This is a genomic window from Lysinibacillus agricola (genome assembly GCF_016638705.1).
GTDB lineage: Bacteria > Bacillota > Bacilli > Bacillales_A > Planococcaceae > Lysinibacillus > Lysinibacillus agricola.
The window spans coordinates 4,752,859-4,770,130 of sequence record NZ_CP067341.1 but is presented as its reverse complement, the minus strand read 5'-3'; the positions used below and the strand labels follow the sequence as shown (position 1 = coordinate 4,770,130).

Sequence of the window (17,272 nt, the reverse complement as noted above, 5' to 3'; positions counted from 1 at the left end):
AGTGAAAAAAAAACGTCTACCATTCATTGTCGGTGCTGTCATTTCAGTAGCGCTTATTGTATCTATTTTCTTAGTGTATAACTATAAAAATGAACAGATAAGTAATGCATCAGATGAACAACAAACAACAGAACCAAATAAAAAAGATTCACCTGCAACAGAAGAGCCGAAAAAAACAGTGGATAATCCTGTGAAGCCAGAGCAAAAGCCGGATGAAAATGGTTATTTACCAAATCAAACATTACCAACCGAGCCGACATATATTAATGGCATTTTATTGGCGAATAAAATATATCCGCTACCATCTACCTTTGCGCCTGAAGAAAACCCTGAGGCAGGTCAAGCTCTAGATAAAATGCTAACTGCCGCGAAACAACAAGGTTTTGATTTAGTAGCTTTTAGTGGCTATCGATCTTTTGACTATCAAACAACATTATATAATAACTATGTTAATCGTGATGGACAAGCTGCAGCTGATCGTTATAGTGCTCGACCAGGTTATTCAGAACATCAGACGGGCTTAGCCTTTGATATTGGGGAGCGCGGCAAAGATAATTTATGGCTAACTGAAGAATTCGGTGAAACACCAGCAGGACAATGGTTAATGAAATATGCTCAAGACTATGGCTTTATTTTACGATTCCCTAAAAATAAAGAAGACATTACAGGATATATGTATGAGTCATGGCATTACCGTTATGTTGGTATAGACATAGCAAAAGAAATTAAAAAACAAAATATAACGTTAGAAGAATATTTAGGTGTGAAATAAAAAAAGGGAAGAGAGCTGTTCCGTTAATTAGGAACTAGCTCTCTTCTTTTTCCTGTTATTTTACAAGATAGGTGTTAGTAAGCGTGAAATTGATTCTTTAAACTTAATTAGTGTGGGACGATTTTTGTACATTTCCCAAGTTAGTTCAGTACAATCAAAAATATCTTTTTCAAACAGCTCAGCAAGCTGATGTGAAATCGTTGAGTCATAAATGAAAGCATTTACTTCAAAGTTTAAACTGAAACTTCGTACGTCAAGGTTTGCAGTTCCGACTGTAGATGCTTCATCGTCAATAATAATTGCTTTAGCATGAATAAAGCCCTTTTCATAAATATAAACTTTTGCTCCTGCACGCAATAATTGTCCTACGTATGAGTATGTAGCCCAATAAACAAACATATGATCAGGCTTATTTGGAATCATGATCCTTACATCAATGCCTGATAGCGTTGCAATTTTTATAGCATCTAAAAAGCTAACATCAGGTATGAAATATGGCGTTTGGATATAAATATATTTTTTGGCCATATTAATAAGCTTTAAATACCCAATTTTAATTTGTTCCCAGTCAGAATCGGGTCCACTGGAAACGATTTGTAAGCCTACATCGCCTTTTTTCGGAATAGCAGGGAAGTAACGGTCCGAGTACCCCATTTTCTGTTGTGCGGATGCTTGATTCCAATCAAGTAAAAAGCGTGTTTGTAAAGGATGTACGGCACTACCTTCAATACGTAAATGTGTATCTCTCCAATAGCCAAACTTCTTCTGTAGCCCAAGATACTCATCCCCAACATTAAAGCCACCAATATAACCAATACGGCCATCAATCACAACGATTTTTCGGTGATTTCTAAAGTTTAAACGAGGGTTTAGAAGTGGTAAAATTGATGGGAAAAATACTTCAACTTCACCACCTGCATTAAGCAGTTCTTTGAAATGGCGTTTTTTCACATTTCGTGAGCCCATTTCATCGTATAAGATTCGTACCTTAACCCCTTGCTTTGCTTTCTTAATAAGTTTATTAACAATGCGTGTACCTAAGTCATCTAGACGGAAAATATAATATTGAACGTGAATATGATCTTTCGCTGCTTCAATATCTTTAAGAAGCTGCTCAAATTTATCAGCACCATCATCAAAAATATCAATATGGTTGTCCTGCGTTAACACAGCATTATTTGTTTTAAGATGCATATAAATCATTTCTTTATAATTTTCCGCATTTTCAATACGAAACTCGAACGTATCATCTCGAATTGACTCTGTCTGATAGCTAATGAGATTGTCGATACCAATATCCTTGCGTCCTTCCCAACGGAACAAATGCTTTTTTCGTAGTTGTCGTCCGAGCAGCAAGTATAAAATAAACCCACCTAATGGAATGAAAAACAGTACGAGAATCCATGCCCATGTAGAAGTGGCGTCTTTACGTTCTAAAAAAATTATGACCATCGCTGCTAAAATATTAATAAACATAATTAAAGGTAGATATCCAATATCTGTGAAAAAACTCATTCCTACACCTGCCTTAACTATATTTTCGCAATATATTCAGTATAGCACTTTACATATGGGAAGAAGATACGAAATTTGTTATAAGCATAGAAAAGGATTACCTCAAAAACTAGAACGAGGTAATCCGAAATCAATCATGAAGAAAAATGATTAGTAATGCTCCCATTGAAATAAAATATCAGAAAAATCTTTTTGAAGGAGTTTTTCTCGGTTAATAAAAAATTTCCCGACGCCACTATCTGCCCACATAATCCCGATTTCGTCATTAGAGTCAATTTGGAGTAACAATACATCGTATCGTTGAAGGAGCGGTGATTCGTGACGGATATCCTCCTCTAAAAAATAGGCATAGCCACCAATTTTAGCTCCAGCTCCTAAAAAATATTGTAGATAAATCTCATGTAAATCAATATCCTCCGATGAAGGAATTAAGCTTGGTAAATAGTGTATCGCACGATGATCTAAAGCAGAGACAGGCTCTTGGATGGGTCGTAATTGTAATGCCAACTCCTGTTGAATAGGGAACCAATCATCTGCTGTTTGTGCTAAAAACTCCTGCCTAGGAACTGCCGCTTCAGAATTTAAGGTAGGGTAAAATCGTATTTTATAAAATTGCTGGAAAATATCCTCATGGTAATGATCAGCATTCGCGAAAATATTAGATGAAATAAAAAATTGCAAAATACCCTGGGATGGGAAATCCTTTAGTGCTGGCATTTCTGCAAAGTTAATTTGAGCTAATAAGCGCATCGGCTCACCAGTAATATCTTTCGGATATGTCTGATAATAGGGTAAATAAGGTTCCCCAGCAAATTTACTTTCCGTTAACGTAGTTGAACGTTTGTATGGTGTGATAATCATCGCTGAAAGAAGTGTATCTTCAATTTCAAAACGAAACGATTCTAGCTCTTTTGGAAGTAAAAGATTAGTTGTTTTGTTCATGCAGAGCCCTCCGATATTCCGCTGTAAGCAGTCGAATATTCCTTGACGCGTTCTATATACTTCGAATTACTATTAAGTTACGGCATTTTATCAACAAATTATTCAAGTCGTAAAGATTTATTTGATGCTTTAAAAATATAAATTAAACTTATTGAAACGACGGCTATTGCTGCTGAAGTATAATAGCCTAAACTAGATTGCATTGTAAATAGCCAAGTGAAGAATAATGGACCGAGAATGCGTCCTAGGTTATCCATTGAATAGGAGAGGCCCGCAGCAGTCCCATATTGGCCACCAGATTCTTTAGATGAAAGAGATACAACGCATGTTCTTGCAAGTGCATTTCCTGCTGTAAAGACACAAAGGGCAAGACCTGCTATAAATAAGTTAGCTGTTAAAGTGAACAAAAGCATACCTACAGCTGTGACAATTTGTGCACCTATTAACCAAGTTGTCTCGCTTCCGTTTTTAATACGTCTTACAACACCGCCTTGAATAGCTGCATCTACAAAGCCACTAAACATAAACAAATAACCTATTTGTAATGGTGTAATTTGAATTTGTTCGATTTGGAATAGCTGGAACGTAGCCTCTACTCCTGCCAACATAAAAGTTACTAAAAATGAGAACATAAATAAATAACGCACACGGTATTGCAGCATTTTGCCAGCACCCTTTGGTACAATTGCCCGTTTATTTGTATCTTTTCTTTTTGCAGGTTCTTTTAAAACAAAACTTGCATAAATACATAATAGTGCAATTAATGTTGCTGAAGCGACAAACGGTAGTTGAAGGCTATAGTGACCGAGCATACCACCAATTGCTGGACCGAAAATAAAACCAAGCCCGATGGACATGCCCATGAGACCCATGTATTTATTGCGATCTTCCTCACTCGACATATCACCTATAAAGCCTGTTACAGCTGTATACAGTGCGCCCGAGAATAAACCACCTACAACACGTGAAACGTATAGAATTGCTAGATTATCTATAAATAACGAGAAAATAACAAAGCTTAGGCTAAAACCAACTAGGCCCATTAATATAAGTTGTTTACGACCTACCTTATCGGACAGCATACCCCAAAGTGGTGCAGTGAAAAAACTTGCAAGCGAGTATACTGTAAGTAAGCCACCTACGTGTATATCGTCCCAATTTTGCTGAACAACAACCTCCGGTAAGACAGGTATAATAATCCCGAATCCTAGGTAAACGAGGAATTGAACAGACATTAATAATAAAATTGCCTTTTTCATACAGTACCCTGCTTTCATACGATATTTTAGTATGTATATTCTACCTCTCTTGTTCTTGTTATTACAAGAAGGCGGAAGATAAAACAATTTAAGTGCTTAATGGTCCGTTCCCAAAAGTAGGGGATGATATTTGTTAGAGCATATGCCATGTATATAAGCTATTGGGGCGAGTGCAGTAAACGAGGCTAAAACAATGTATAAAAAACTGCAGACTGTTAACAATGGAATTATATTGATACTAAAAATTAATAACGAGCTTTAATGTAACTAAATGGACTCATTCTATTTTTAATTTTTTGTATCGATTGTCGCATAGTGTATTAAATTATCTATGGGGTATACTACTAGAGGGTATATCGGTATTTTAATTTTTTATGTTTAATTATTGCTATTTAGTGGTAAATGAGTTTATAGAAATTCCATTTATCAACCCCACGCTTTGATGATGAGATGGTAAATAATGTGTTAAGGGAAAATTTACATTGTAACAAAAATGAAAAATTTTAAAGTCGAGTTAAATGGTATGATAGAAAGCGATAAACTTGTCAGACATCATACACATGCAAAAATGAAACTTTTTTGGAAATACAACGTTATATAAATTCGAGGAAAGATTGAGGTGGAATGTATGAAAAAAGAAGTAGATTTGAAAAAGATTGTTTCGAATTTATCTAAGTTGGGTGTAACAGCCACTGTAACAAAGTCTCGACTTGAACTTTTAAAAGTGCTCACACCACCAACGCAAACTCCGCAAGTTCAAGCTTAACTCGGTTTTACAAATGAAAATGGGTAGTCTCAGTAATCGAGACTACCCATTTTCTATAATCAATCATCATCATCGTGAGTAGTAAACATGTAAGTACGATAGTGGAAACGCATACTGAAGACAAGACCGATGGCAAGTGCGTTCCCCATCAATGAACTTCCTCCATAACTGATAAACGGTAGAGGAATACCAGTAATAGGTAGCAGCTGAATAGTCATACCAATATTTTCGAATACGTGGAATGTAATCATTGCAATAATACCAGCACATACATATGTTGAGAATGGATCTTTCAATAATAGTGTAGTTTTTGTTAAATGATAGATTAATAAAAAGAAAATACAAATAACGATACTAGCTCCAATAAAACCCCATTCTTCTCCGATTACTGTAAAAATAAAGTCGGTATGGTTTTCGGCAACGTAAACTTCACGACCACGGAAACCTTTACCGAAAATTTCGCCTGAACCAATGGCATTTAAGGAAGTAATTAAATGGTATCCATCACTAGAAGAATATGAATATGGATCTAACCAAGAATAGATTCGAGCAAACTGATACGGTTGAAAGCCGAGTGTTTGCTGTAAAAAATCCTGCATATAGAGTGCCATCCATAAAAGGGAACCACCTGCTAGAGTGCCACCTAATAAAGTCGGCAAAATGATTTTCCATGATATACCTGCTACAATGATGACAGCAGCCGTAATGGCAAAGAATACAAGTGCTGAACCAAGGTCAGGTTGTTTCATGATAAGGGCTAAAGGTAATAAAAGTGTACCAGCGATTTTACTTAGTAATAGAAAATCCGTTTTTAATGATCTTAAAGAATAGACTTCATGGTGCTTACTGATAAGCCGAGCAAGTGCTAAAATGTAAAAGGTTTTCATAAACTCAGAAGGCTGTATATTTCCAATAGGTGTATGAAACCAGCTTTTTGCACCATTAACAGGTTCACCGATTTGCCCTTTTCCTTCTGGCATAAAGATAAGCAGTACTAATAAGGCGATGCCTGCGCCGTACATATACCAGGACATCTTTTTATATTGGTCAGGCTCAAAAAACATAACTATTGCAATAATAACTGCACCAATGACGTACCATTGTAGCTGTTTAGGAACATAGTTAATGCCATACTGACCTGATGTTTGTGCCGATGCAATGGCTAACAAACTTATGACTAGGAAGGTTAAAAGTATAAAAGCGAGCGTCCAGTCAAAACGATTCGCGAAATTTCGTTTATTTTCCATACAAGCCACCTATATTAAAATAGTATCTCTTCATGAGTAAATTTGATGAAAAAATCAATTCCAATTCAATTTTGTATCTTGTAAAAATGTTTAAATGTGAGTATCCACCATAGTTAAAGAAGCAAATATCGATTCCGAAGTTACAGTGCAAACGAGGAGGCTCGATGCTTGCTGCGAAGTATTTGGAATTCTCATCCCATACATCTGGAAAAAATGAATGAAATTATATTTTTATAAATTTGCTCAATTAGAGTAGTTAACAACATATGCGCGATCGCATGTTTAACATTCATATTATAACGCAAAAAACAATTTTGCGCCTGTGAATATTGTTATGACGATAATTAACATAAAATGTTTCAAAAAATTCATGATTAGTCTTATAATGTAGTGAAGAATGGGGTGATGGTTGTGGCTAAAAAATTGAAGTCAGCTGAAGATTTTATGTATCATATTTATGTTCATATGAATGATGTCGATAAATTTGTTATTTATAGCGGGCTTAAATTCTCGCAATTTGTGGCTGCACTTGAACCACTGCATCACTTACTGTTATTGAAACATTCCTATGAAGATGGTTCCTTTAATATGCATACACAGCTTGATTATATACCAGATGAGGAAGTACCCAAGTTTGTAAAAAAAGCTGCTGAATCCAAAGAATTGTGTTGGGTTGACTTTATGGATGAGAAGAGGCTAGATCAACTAACACCTATGGAGCAAGGAGAATTGCTTTACATAAGCCATAAAAAGGAACCGATTACTTCACCATTTTTTAATAAATTGCAAAATCGATTTGTCTACTGTTCTTCAGATTTAGAGAAAATGACTAAAATTTATTTTCGTCATTTAAGTGATTCGGATTTACTTGTTGCCAATGTTTTGAACAGTTTAATTCGTGAGAAGGAACGTAGCACTGGTTTTTGGCGGAGGAAAGTGAAATCAAGTATTCCTTCTATTTCACCTGAAATATTGCGTGCCTATCGTTCTTTTGCTAAAGATGGGGCATTGTTATCATTATATCGAATTGAAAAGCCTAAAGTAGCTTATGGTATCGAAATTCGTAACCTATCAGAATATTCCTTCCCTGATGAAGTATGGGATGATTTAAATACAATTTTGAAAAATGAGCACGATGAATTGATTTATATTATTTAACTTCTTTCAGCGGGTGACCAAACACCCGCTGAAAGAAGTTAAAGCCTCCGGACGCAATTATGCCGAGGTATAATTGATCCGTTCATTTGTACGTAGAATGAATGTACACTAAATCTCACCGTCAAAATTACGGTGAGATTTTTATCTTCATTCAGTACATGACTCGCACCTTTGAAGGTGGTGAGTTAAATGCGGATGTGGTACCTTTTCAGTGGGTATCCAAACACCTACTGAAATAGAGGATCTCAGGTTAAGAACTTCACATCCTCACAAAATCCAGACGCATTGTTTATCTGTGCGAAAGCGCAGCGACAGCAACAATTACGCCAAGGCGAAATTGATGTCATTTATCAAGATGTTTCATGATAAACTAATAGTACTCAAGAAGTATGTGGAGGGCACAAAAATGAAAAAAAGAATCGGTTTATTATACGGAGGAAAGTCAGCAGAGCATGAGGTGTCATTGTCGACAGCACGTGCAGTCACTGGAGCTTTGAATTTCGAGGAGTATGAAGTATATCCGATTTTCATTACACCTGAAGGGGAATGGCGCCGTGGTGAGCTTCTAAAAAAACCTGCAAGTACAATTGAAGAATTACAATTTGGTGATGATGTCACTATTTTAGAAAATAATATTACAGATTTTTTAATTGATAATAATGGTAAAGCTATACAATTTGATGTTATTTTCCCATTGCTGCATGGTACAAATGGGGAAGATGGAACTGTTCAAGGTTTACTTGAAGTTCTAAATTTGCCGTATGTAGGAAATGGTGTGTTAGCATCATCAGCTGGCATGGATAAAGTTATTATGAAGCAATTATTTGAAATTGCCGGATTACCACAAGTGCCGTATACGTACTTCATTCGTAGCGACTGGGCTAATGAACAGGAGGCTATCATTGCTCGCTGTGAAGAAAAATTGGATTGGCCGATGTTTGTAAAACCTGCGAACTTGGGATCAAGCGTAGGAATTAACAAGGCAACAAATCGCGATGAATTAGTGAAAGCTATTGAAATAGCCTTACAGTATGACCGTAAAATTGTAGTTGAACAAGGCATTGTTGCTCGTGAGGTCGAATTAGCTGTCTTAGGAAATGACTTTCCAGAAGTTTCTGTGCCTGGTGAAATTAAACCGGTTACAGAGTTTTATGATTATGATTCTAAATATAAAGATGGCTCAACTGCTCTTATTATTCCAGCAGAGCTTCCAGTAAATACTGTATCAGGCTTACAAGATCTAGCAAAACGTGCGTTTAAAGCTATTGATGGAAGCGGTTTAGTTCGTGCGGACTTTTTTGTAACGGCCGATAATAGCATTTATATTAATGAAGTGAATACAATGCCAGGTTTTACACCTGTTAGTATGTATCCACTTCTTTGGCAACATACAAATGTAAGCTATCCAGAGCTTATTGATCGTCTGATTACATTAGCGATTGAGCGTTTCGAAGAAAAACAACAGCTTCACTATAAAAAAGACTGAGTGGGATTATTGTGAAAAAAACATTAAAGCAGTTAGCTACATGGTTAAATGATGAAGTGCCAGCTTTTGGTGACACGGTCGTATCAGGAATTTCCATTGATACGCGAACAATTAAACAAGGTGACCTATTCGTTCCATTTCGTGGTGAAATGGCCAATGGACATAAATTTGTTCTGCAGGCCTTTGAAAAAAGGGCAGGTGCTTCTCTTTGGCAGAAAGATGAACCAAATCCACCACAAGGTGTACCCTTACTCTTTGTAGATGATCCAGAACTAGCTCTACAGCAAATGGCACGTGCCTATCGCAGTGAGCATAAGGCGAAATTTATTGGCATTACTGGTTCAAATGGTAAAACGTCGACGAAAGATATTTTAGCAGGAACGCTTTCGCCATTTTTTAAAGTACAAAAGACAATTGGGAATTTTAATAATGAACTAGGTTTACCGATTACGGTTTTACAGTTAGATGAAGATACTGATGTTGCTGTGCTTGAAATGGGTATGAGTGGTTTTGGAGAGATTGAATTTTTAACGAAGCTTGCTCGTCCGCATATGACCGTGATTACTAATATCGGCGAGGCTCATATGCAAGATCTAGGCTCACGTGCGGGAATCGCTAAAGCCAAATTTGAAATAATTCAAGGAATGCAACCAGATGGAGTGCTATTTTATGATGGAGATGAACCATTGCTTCAAGAGCTAGTTGCGAAAGAGCAGCAGTTAAATGCAGTGGCATTTGGCTTAGAGCATGGTAACCTATTGTATGCAGACAATATTGCAGCAACGACTGATGGTAGTAGCTTTTCTACACATGGTGTGATTGAAGGGGATTTCTTTATTTCAGTTCTCGGGAAGCATCAGGTGAAAAATACATTAGTCGCTATGTTAATTTCTCAAAAGCTAGGTTTAAACGATGACCAAATTTGTGCATCCTTAAAACAAGTAGCTCTAACGGATATGCGCATGCAACAAGTGAATGGATCAAATGGGGCATTGTTTATTAATGATGCATACAATGCCGCACCAACCTCTGTAAAGGCGGCTATTCAATTTGTAGCATCGACAACGATTCGTCCAGAAAAATGGCTTGTGTTAGGTGATATGCTTGAACTTGGCCCAAATGAAAAGCATTTCCATGAAGATTTATCGAAGGATATTCGTGCAGAGGAAATCGCTTATGTATGTTTATTTGGCCCGAGAATGGCTTATTTAAATGAAGTCTTAAAAGAGCGTTTTGATAAGGAACATTTGCTATATGTAGAGGATGATTACACGCCAATTATCGAAAAACTACAGCAAGCTAACGATGAGTCTATCGTTTTACTAAAAGGCTCTCGTGGTATGAAATTAGAAACAATCTTACGTGCATTTACGTCATAAAATGAAACAAGGAATCGGTGGGACATTCTCTCACCGATTCCTTGTTTCATTGACTTAAATGAATTACACATTTAGAGGTGAAAGTAATGTCAGTAGGTGTGTTATGTATACATGGATTTTCAGGCGGACCTTATGAAGTAGAACCTTTTACTACCTATTTACGTACGCATACAAATTGGCTAATTGAAGAACCTACTTTGTCAGGACATGGGGATGAATTACAAATGCGAGGTTTCACCGCTAAGCATTGGTTAATGGATGCCGAGCTCGCTTTTCGTGCTCTTGCAAAAAAGGTAGATGAAGTAATAGTAGTTGGGTTTTCAATGGGTGGCATTATAGCGCTATATCTAGCTAAACGTTATAAAGTGAAAAAGCTCGTGTTACTAAGCGCAGCTGCCAAATATGTTAGTCCGAAGCAACTGGTCGAAGATTTTAAAATGCTTGCCACTGAAGCATACCATCGTAATCTGTCCAATAATGAGCTGTTTTTACGATATCAGCATAAGTTTAACAATGTACCACTATCGTCAACAATAGAATTCATGAAGCTTGTTCGAATGGTGGAGCCGTATTATAAAGATATTAAAATTCCGGTGTATATTGTACAAGGAAAATTAGACGGCATAGTGCCTTATCACACTGCTCAATTTTTATATGATGAATTAGCATCAAACGAAAAAACTTTGTATTTTTCTGATAAAGGGAAGCATCATATATGTTATGATGAAGATTGTTCTGAGTGGTTTTTTTACGTTTTGTCGTTTTTAAAGAGTCTGTGAAGTAGTCAGATTATTACGACTCATGCGTTATCGTTGCATACGTATTAATCCCATGTTAGACTAGTGTAAGCAATGGATACATTTTGTGCGAAGACTCTTCATATTTGGTTGAAGAGTACTTTTTTTTGAACACAACGGTTTTATTCTAAAGTGAATAATTACGACAGAATCGAACCGCTCGGTAAAGACCGGGCTTTCCTTTTCATATAAGAGAGCTCTATGTGACATCATATAGAGAAAATTTTTAAGTAACGGAAACGTTCCACAACAAAGGCTCGAATTTGCCGACAACTTCATCTGAAAATGTAACCATTTGTCAACTTAAAAGCGAAAAAAGGAGATTGAGAAGTTTGACAAATTTTTCAGAATTAAATATTAGCGAATCTACATTACGCTCTGTAAAGCGTATGGGATTTGAAGAAGCAACACCAATCCAAGAAGGTACTATCCGTTTTGCCATTGAAGGTCGCGATGTATTAGGCCAAGCGCAAACAGGTACTGGTAAAACTGCCGCTTTCGGGATTCCACTTATCGAAAAGATCGATCCAAAAAACCCAAATATCCAAGCATTAGTAATTGCTCCAACTCGTGAATTAGCCATTCAAGTTTCTGAAGAGCTTTATAAAATTGGTTATGACAAACGCGTAAAATTATTATCAGTTTACGGTGGTCAAGAAATCGGCCGTCAAATTCGTGCACTGAAAAATAAACCTCAAATTATCGTAGGTACACCTGGTCGTATAATTGACCATATTAATCGTCGTACTTTAAAATTAGAAGATGTTCAAACATTGGTACTTGATGAAGCTGATGAAATGTTAAACATGGGCTTTATCGATGACATTAATTCAATCTTAGAAAATGTGCCTTCTGAACGTCAAACATTATTGTTCTCAGCAACAATGCCACCAGCAATCCGTAAAATTGCTGAGACATTTATGCGTGATCCAGAAATCGTAAAAATTAAGGCTAAAGAATTAACAGTTGATAACATCGATCAATATTTTGTGAAATCTGCTGAGCGTGAAAAATTCGACATTTTATCTCGTTTATTAAACGTTCACCAACCAGAACTTGCAATCATCTTTGGACGTACAAAACGCCGCGTAGATGAACTTGCACAAGCGTTATCAATTCGTGGTTACCTTGCTGAAGGGATTCATGGTGATTTAAGCCAAGCGAAACGTATTTCCGTATTACGTCAATTTAAAGAAAATAAAATTGATATTCTTGTGGCAACAGATGTAGCTGCTCGTGGGCTTGATATTTCTGGTGTAACACATGTTTATAACTTTGATATTCCTCAAGATCCTGAGTCTTATGTTCACCGTATCGGTCGTACTGGTCGTGCAGGTAAATCAGGTCTTGCGGTAACATTTGTAACACCTCGTGAAATGGGTTACTTACGTATTGTAGAAGAAACAACGAAAAAACGTATGACACCACTTCGTCCACCGACAACTGACGAAGCTTTAGTGGGTCAACAACGCCTATCTATGGAGACACTAGAAGGTCTTATTGCGAACAACGACTTAGGTGATTATCGTCCACTTGCGACAGAATTACTTGAAAACCATGATGCAATCGATGTTGTAGCTGCTGCACTTCGTTCATTAACAAAAGAGCCAGATGACTCGCCAGTAACAATTACTGAAGAACGACCATTACCAATGCGTCGTGAGCGTTCTAACAGTCGTGGTGGAGATCGTGGACGTGGCGGTAACCGTAGCTTTAACGGACGTCGAGATGGCGGACGTGGCGGAGATCGTCGTGGAGGAAATGGTGGAAATGGTGGAAATCGTCGAGATGGCGGACGCCGTGATGGAGGTCGCCGTGAAGGTGGACAAGGTCGTTCTCGTGCACCACGTCGTCACGAAGATTAAATTTTTCTTCATCAGAATAATTAAACCTTACAGTCAAAGTGGCTGTAAGGTTTTTTTGTATATAATTGAAACAAAAAGATAACTGATTACGTATACGTAGTTAAAGAAGGAGAGGGAACGACTTTGAGAGCAGAACCAATGCATAAAATTTCTCGGAAAGGTTTAACAGTGTGGCGTTTATATGGTGTATTACAAACGTTATTGTTATTAATTATAGCGGCGTTAGTATGCTACGGTACCTATTATTTTGAATGGCCATCATTTATTTATTTCATTGCAATTACTGTAGTCATACTAAGTGCTATCCTATCTGCTTATCTATTTCCAAAGATAAGATGGGAACGCTGGCGCTATGAGGTTCGTGAAAGTGAGATTGAGGTGCAACACGGTTTATTTGTTGTTAAGCGTACACTCATTCCAATGGTGCGCGTACAGCATGTTGATACGACACAAGGACCGATATTAAAAAGATATGACTTAGGTAATATTTCAATATCCACAGCAGCAACTGTACATACTATTCCTGCACTTGTGATGGACGAGGCAGATGGACTTCGTGCACGTATTTCGGAATTAGCAAGGGTGGCGGAAGATGATGTCTAAGGAAATTAACCGTTTACACCCAGTATCGGCCATTATTACGAGTGCGAAAGCATTAAAAAGCATGATTTTACCTGTTGCCATAATTGTTGTAACTAATGGTTTTAATTTTTCTTTTAATTTTCGTAGTGAACATTTTTTTCAGACGCTTTTTTTGTTCGGTATATGGGGAGTAGGTGCTTTACTTGCACTTGTTAGCGGCATTGTTAAATGGCGTACCTTTGTATATTGGTTTGAAGATGGAGAATTACGTGTAAAGTACGGTTTGTTCGTTAAAAAGAAACGTTATATTCCGTTTGAACGTATTCAAAGCTTAAATTACAATGAAGGTATTTTTCATCGATTATTTGGCTTAGTAAAGGTGCAGGTTGAAACTGCTGGAAGTAAGGATAGAAAGCCTGAGGTAGAGTTGACGGCTATACGTAAGGCAGCAGCAGATGTCATAGAGCTGGAAATGCGTCGTGCAAAGAACCAAGTAAACAAACCGATTAATGATGAGCAGTCACTTTCAATAGTGGAGGAAGTATCAGTTCCAACGATTTATCATATGTCGATACGTGATTTGTTTATATTGGCAACGACTTCGGGTGGAATTGGGGTCGTCCTGTCCGGGCTTGTAGCAATTGTCTCTCAGTTTTCAGATATAATCCCCTATGAGAAAATTTTTCACGAGCTAGCTGATTTTGTGAAAATTGGCGCATTTTTAGTTGCGCTGACAGCGATACTCACCCTAATTGCGGCATGGTTTGTGTCATTTGTTATTACACTGATCAATTATTATGAATATATGGTCCGAATTGAGGATGAAAAGCTTATTATTACAAAAGGGCTACTTGAGAAAAAACGAATTACTTTGCCTTTAAATCGAATTCAGGCTATTCGTATTGTAGAGAATCCGTTGCGTCAATTATTTGGCTTTGCAACAGTTGTTGTTGAGAGTGCCGGAGGTAATGGAGGAGAGGGGAATGATAAAAAAATTACCCTGTTCCCACTTATTCAGAAGCAGGATTGTCTGCCAACGTTAGAGCAGCTTTTTCCAGATATGAATTGGCGTCCAGAATTTATTCATTCACCAAAACGAGCTCGTCCATTTTTTTACCGAATTGATTTTGTGTGGCTCATACCTATAATTGGTGCATGTAGTTATTTCTTATATCCGTATGGGTTGCTTTCGTTGTTTTTAATTCCATTAACGATATTACTTGGTATTTGGCAACATAAAACAGCTGGTTATATGATAGATGGAAAGCAACTAACTATGCAATATCGCATATTCAGTCGAATTACACTCTTTATGGAGAAAAAACGTATACAATCTATTGGGAGTACTCAAACGTATTTCCAAAAAGAAAAAAATGTTATGTCTATAAAAGCAACGGTTATGTCAGGTATGACTGGTATGACAGGCAATGTACCAAGCATAGAGCAGCAAGATGCCGAAAAAATATTATCTTGGTATGAACATTGAATGCTGAAAGTTGGCTAATCCTTACAATTGATTGGAGGATTGGCTTTTTTTGTAAATTTGGCTCATCACCAAAACCTTCACTTTCGGACAAAAAACACTTATTCCTGCCGCTTCACTTTCGCGCATAAAACACCATTTTCCAAGCGCCTCATCAGACGCCCCTAGGAAAGCACCCATTTAGAATGGAAATAACCCCACGTTTTGGTGAAAAGTCTATAATTTTACAAAAATACTGTTTATAATAGAATAAATCAAACAAAAGGGGTGGTAATTTTGTTTAAGTATGATATTAATAAGAACACTCATTTGAAATTGTTGGATTTGAGTGATGTGGATGAATTATTTGCGTTGACAGATCGTTCGAGGGATACTTTGCGAGAGTGGTTACCCTTTGTATATGCTGTCAAAACGGTAGAGGATACGGAGCAATTTGTACGAGATGCGATGCAACAATACGCGGATAATAATGGCATACAAGCGGGGATATATTATGAAGGGAAGCTTGCGGGAGTGATTGGCTATCATCAAGTGAATTGGCAGCATAAATGGACAAGTATTGGATATTGGTTAGGAAACGAATTTGTTGGCAAAGGGTTAGTCACTAATTCTATGAAAGCATTTATTGATTATGCCTTTAGCTATTTAAAGTTAAATCGTATTGAAGTGCGTGTTGCAGTGGGAAATATTCGAAGCCGCACAATCCCAAAAGTGTTAGGCTTTAATGAAGAAGGGCGTTTAAGAGATGCGGAGTGGCTTTATGATCACCATGTAGACCAAGTTGTCTATGGGTTAACAGCAGTTGAGTGGAAAAAAATAAAGACAGCGAAAGAGGATACTGTTGTACTATGAAATAGTTGCAGAAAGTTGAATATAATTCTAGCATAAAAAATAAGAGGAGCAATACGCGATGATAGCTCCTCTTTGTCCCAGTTACTTACCCGCCATCTTTTGTTTACGCCAGCTTAAAATTCTTTTTGGGTGTAAGTAGACGAGGCCAAGAATGAATCCTGCTACTAGACCGCCTAAGTGAGCATAGACATTCACATTCGGCTGAAGAAAAGTCATAATAACACTGATAACGATGATTGGTAAAATAAGTTTACGCAGCATCGGCATTGTGCGGCGTGTATAGTAGACAAGTGCTCCGAAAGCACCGAATATTCCAAAAACGGCCCCACTTGCGCCAAGACTTACATAGCCACTATCATAAAGTAGATAGGTTGCCATGTTGCCTACAATACCGGACACTAAGTAAATTGTAATAAAACGTGCCTTGCCAGCAATTTTTTCAAGCTCCGGTCCGAATAAATACAGTGAAAACATATTAAAGAACACGTGCAAAAAGCCATCATGTAAAAACATTGCAGATAAAATACGCCACCATTCACCGGTTTGTATAAGGAAGTTCGCTTGGACTCCATAATTCCATACATATTTTCCTATGCCAGGTAAAATAGTTAATACATAAAGAATTAAATTAATCGCTATAAATGTTGAAACAACAGGGTAATACTTCGTATATTGCTTAAAATTTTCTGTTCTACTAAACATAGCTCCACCTCAATTTACAATTATTATACATGGCTTTTTAGAAATAGGAAAAGGAGAAGTTCAAATGATTAAAGGAATTGGTCTAGACATTGTAGAAATTGACCGTATCGCTAAAGCAATGAGGAGAACAAATAAGTTTAAAGACCGCATTTTAACTGAAAATGAAAGAGTTTTGTTTGAAGCACATTCAGAAACTCGTAAAATTGAATTTTTGGCTGGACGATTTGCTGCAAAAGAAGCATTTTCAAAGGCATTCGGAACTGGTATTGGCGAAGAATGTAAGCTTCATGATATTGAAATTTTAAGAGGGGAAGCTGGTAATCCCGTTCTATATTTCAAAGGAGAGCTTGTAAATGGATTTGTAAGTATAACACACTCTAAGCAATACGCAGCAGCGCAAGTAATATTATTACAATAAATAATGATAAACACAGCTTTCGCCATATAAAACATTAAAAAGGCTCATC

The 17,272-nt window shown here is 37.0% G+C and carries 16 protein-coding genes; 11 read left to right on the top strand and 5 right to left on the bottom strand.

What is annotated here, in order from left to right; all coding sequences use genetic code 11:
- The first annotated feature begins 1 nt into the window (after nt 1).
- Entirely contained in the window at nt 2–772 is a 771-nt protein-coding gene (locus tag FJQ98_RS23825) for a M15 family metallopeptidase (protein ID WP_053594002.1), read from the top strand.
- A gap of 60 nt (nt 773–832) precedes the next feature.
- Here FJQ98_RS23825 and cls read toward each other — a convergent pair whose 3' ends face one another.
- From cls to FJQ98_RS23810, 3 genes are all read right to left on the bottom strand, one after another.
- The gene (gene cls, locus FJQ98_RS23820; RefSeq protein WP_053594003.1) at nt 833–2,287 is read right to left on the bottom strand and encodes a cardiolipin synthase; all 1,455 of its coding nucleotides are present in this window, start codon (nt 2,285–2,287) and stop codon (nt 833–835) included.
- A 150-nt stretch (nt 2,288–2,437) separates the two neighbouring features.
- The gene (locus FJQ98_RS23815; protein ID WP_053594004.1) at nt 2,438–3,229 is read right to left on the bottom strand and encodes a YwqG family protein; all 792 of its coding nucleotides are present in this window, start codon (nt 3,227–3,229) and stop codon (nt 2,438–2,440) included.
- Between the two features lie 98 nt (nt 3,230–3,327).
- A complete protein-coding gene (locus FJQ98_RS23810; RefSeq protein WP_053594005.1) occupies nt 3,328–4,488 on the bottom strand; it encodes an MFS transporter in 1,161 nt (386 codons plus the stop codon).
- Nucleotides 4,489–5,116: 628 nt separating this feature from the next.
- On the opposite strand from FJQ98_RS23810, the gene FJQ98_RS23805 reads away from it, so the two are divergent.
- Nucleotides 5,117–5,254, top strand: a complete 138-nt coding sequence (locus FJQ98_RS23805) for an Lmo0850 family protein (protein WP_166672133.1) — start codon at nt 5,117–5,119, stop codon at nt 5,252–5,254.
- Between the two features lie 59 nt (nt 5,255–5,313).
- Here the strand turns inward: FJQ98_RS23805 and FJQ98_RS23800 are convergent, their stop codons facing one another.
- A complete protein-coding gene (locus FJQ98_RS23800; protein ID WP_053594006.1) occupies nt 5,314–6,501 on the bottom strand; it encodes an FtsW/RodA/SpoVE family cell cycle protein in 1,188 nt (395 codons plus the stop codon).
- A gap of 405 nt (nt 6,502–6,906) precedes the next feature.
- Between FJQ98_RS23800 and FJQ98_RS23795 the strand changes: the two genes are divergently transcribed.
- From FJQ98_RS23795 to FJQ98_RS23760, 8 genes are all read left to right on the top strand, one after another.
- On the top strand, nt 6,907–7,659 hold the full coding sequence (locus FJQ98_RS23795; protein WP_053594007.1) for a hypothetical protein: 753 nt from the start codon (nt 6,907–6,909) through the stop codon (nt 7,657–7,659).
- A 406-nt stretch (nt 7,660–8,065) separates the two neighbouring features.
- Nucleotides 8,066–9,145, top strand: a complete 1,080-nt coding sequence (locus FJQ98_RS23790) for a D-alanine--D-alanine ligase (RefSeq protein WP_053594008.1) — start codon at nt 8,066–8,068, stop codon at nt 9,143–9,145.
- Nucleotides 9,146–9,156: 11 nt separating this feature from the next.
- Nucleotides 9,157–10,524 (top strand): UDP-N-acetylmuramoyl-tripeptide--D-alanyl-D-alanine ligase, encoded by a 1,368-nt coding sequence (locus FJQ98_RS23785; protein WP_201406561.1) that lies wholly within the window; start codon nt 9,157–9,159, stop codon nt 10,522–10,524.
- A gap of 86 nt (nt 10,525–10,610) precedes the next feature.
- Nucleotides 10,611–11,303 (top strand): alpha/beta hydrolase, encoded by a 693-nt coding sequence (locus FJQ98_RS23780; protein WP_053594010.1) that lies wholly within the window; start codon nt 10,611–10,613, stop codon nt 11,301–11,303.
- A gap of 350 nt (nt 11,304–11,653) precedes the next feature.
- A complete protein-coding gene (cshA, locus tag FJQ98_RS23775; RefSeq protein ID WP_053594011.1) occupies nt 11,654–13,186 on the top strand; it encodes a degradosome RNA helicase CshA in 1,533 nt (510 codons plus the stop codon).
- Nucleotides 13,187–13,309: 123 nt separating this feature from the next.
- A complete protein-coding gene (locus tag FJQ98_RS23770; RefSeq protein WP_053594012.1) occupies nt 13,310–13,789 on the top strand; it encodes a PH domain-containing protein in 480 nt (159 codons plus the stop codon).
- A complete protein-coding gene (locus FJQ98_RS23765) occupies nt 13,782–15,254 on the top strand; it encodes a PH domain-containing protein (protein ID WP_201406735.1) in 1,473 nt (490 codons plus the stop codon). Before FJQ98_RS23770 ends, FJQ98_RS23765 begins: the two co-directional genes overlap by 8 nt.
- A 273-nt stretch (nt 15,255–15,527) precedes the next feature.
- Entirely contained in the window at nt 15,528–16,103 is a 576-nt protein-coding gene (locus tag FJQ98_RS23760) for a GNAT family N-acetyltransferase (RefSeq protein WP_053594013.1), read from the top strand.
- An 81-nt stretch (nt 16,104–16,184) separates the two neighbouring features.
- On the opposite strand, the gene FJQ98_RS23755 is transcribed toward FJQ98_RS23760, so the two are convergent.
- Nucleotides 16,185–16,805, bottom strand: coding sequence for a rhomboid family intramembrane serine protease (locus tag FJQ98_RS23755; RefSeq protein ID WP_053594014.1), 621 nt, complete (start codon nt 16,803–16,805; stop codon nt 16,185–16,187).
- Between the two features lie 64 nt (nt 16,806–16,869).
- Here FJQ98_RS23755 and acpS point away from each other — a divergent pair, with 64 nt between their 5' ends.
- Nucleotides 16,870–17,223 carry a holo-ACP synthase gene (acpS, locus tag FJQ98_RS23750; protein WP_053594015.1) on the top strand — a complete coding sequence of 118 codons (354 nt, stop codon included), beginning with the start codon at nt 16,870–16,872 and terminating at the stop codon, nt 17,221–17,223.
- The last annotated feature ends 49 nt before the right edge of the window (nt 17,224–17,272 follow it).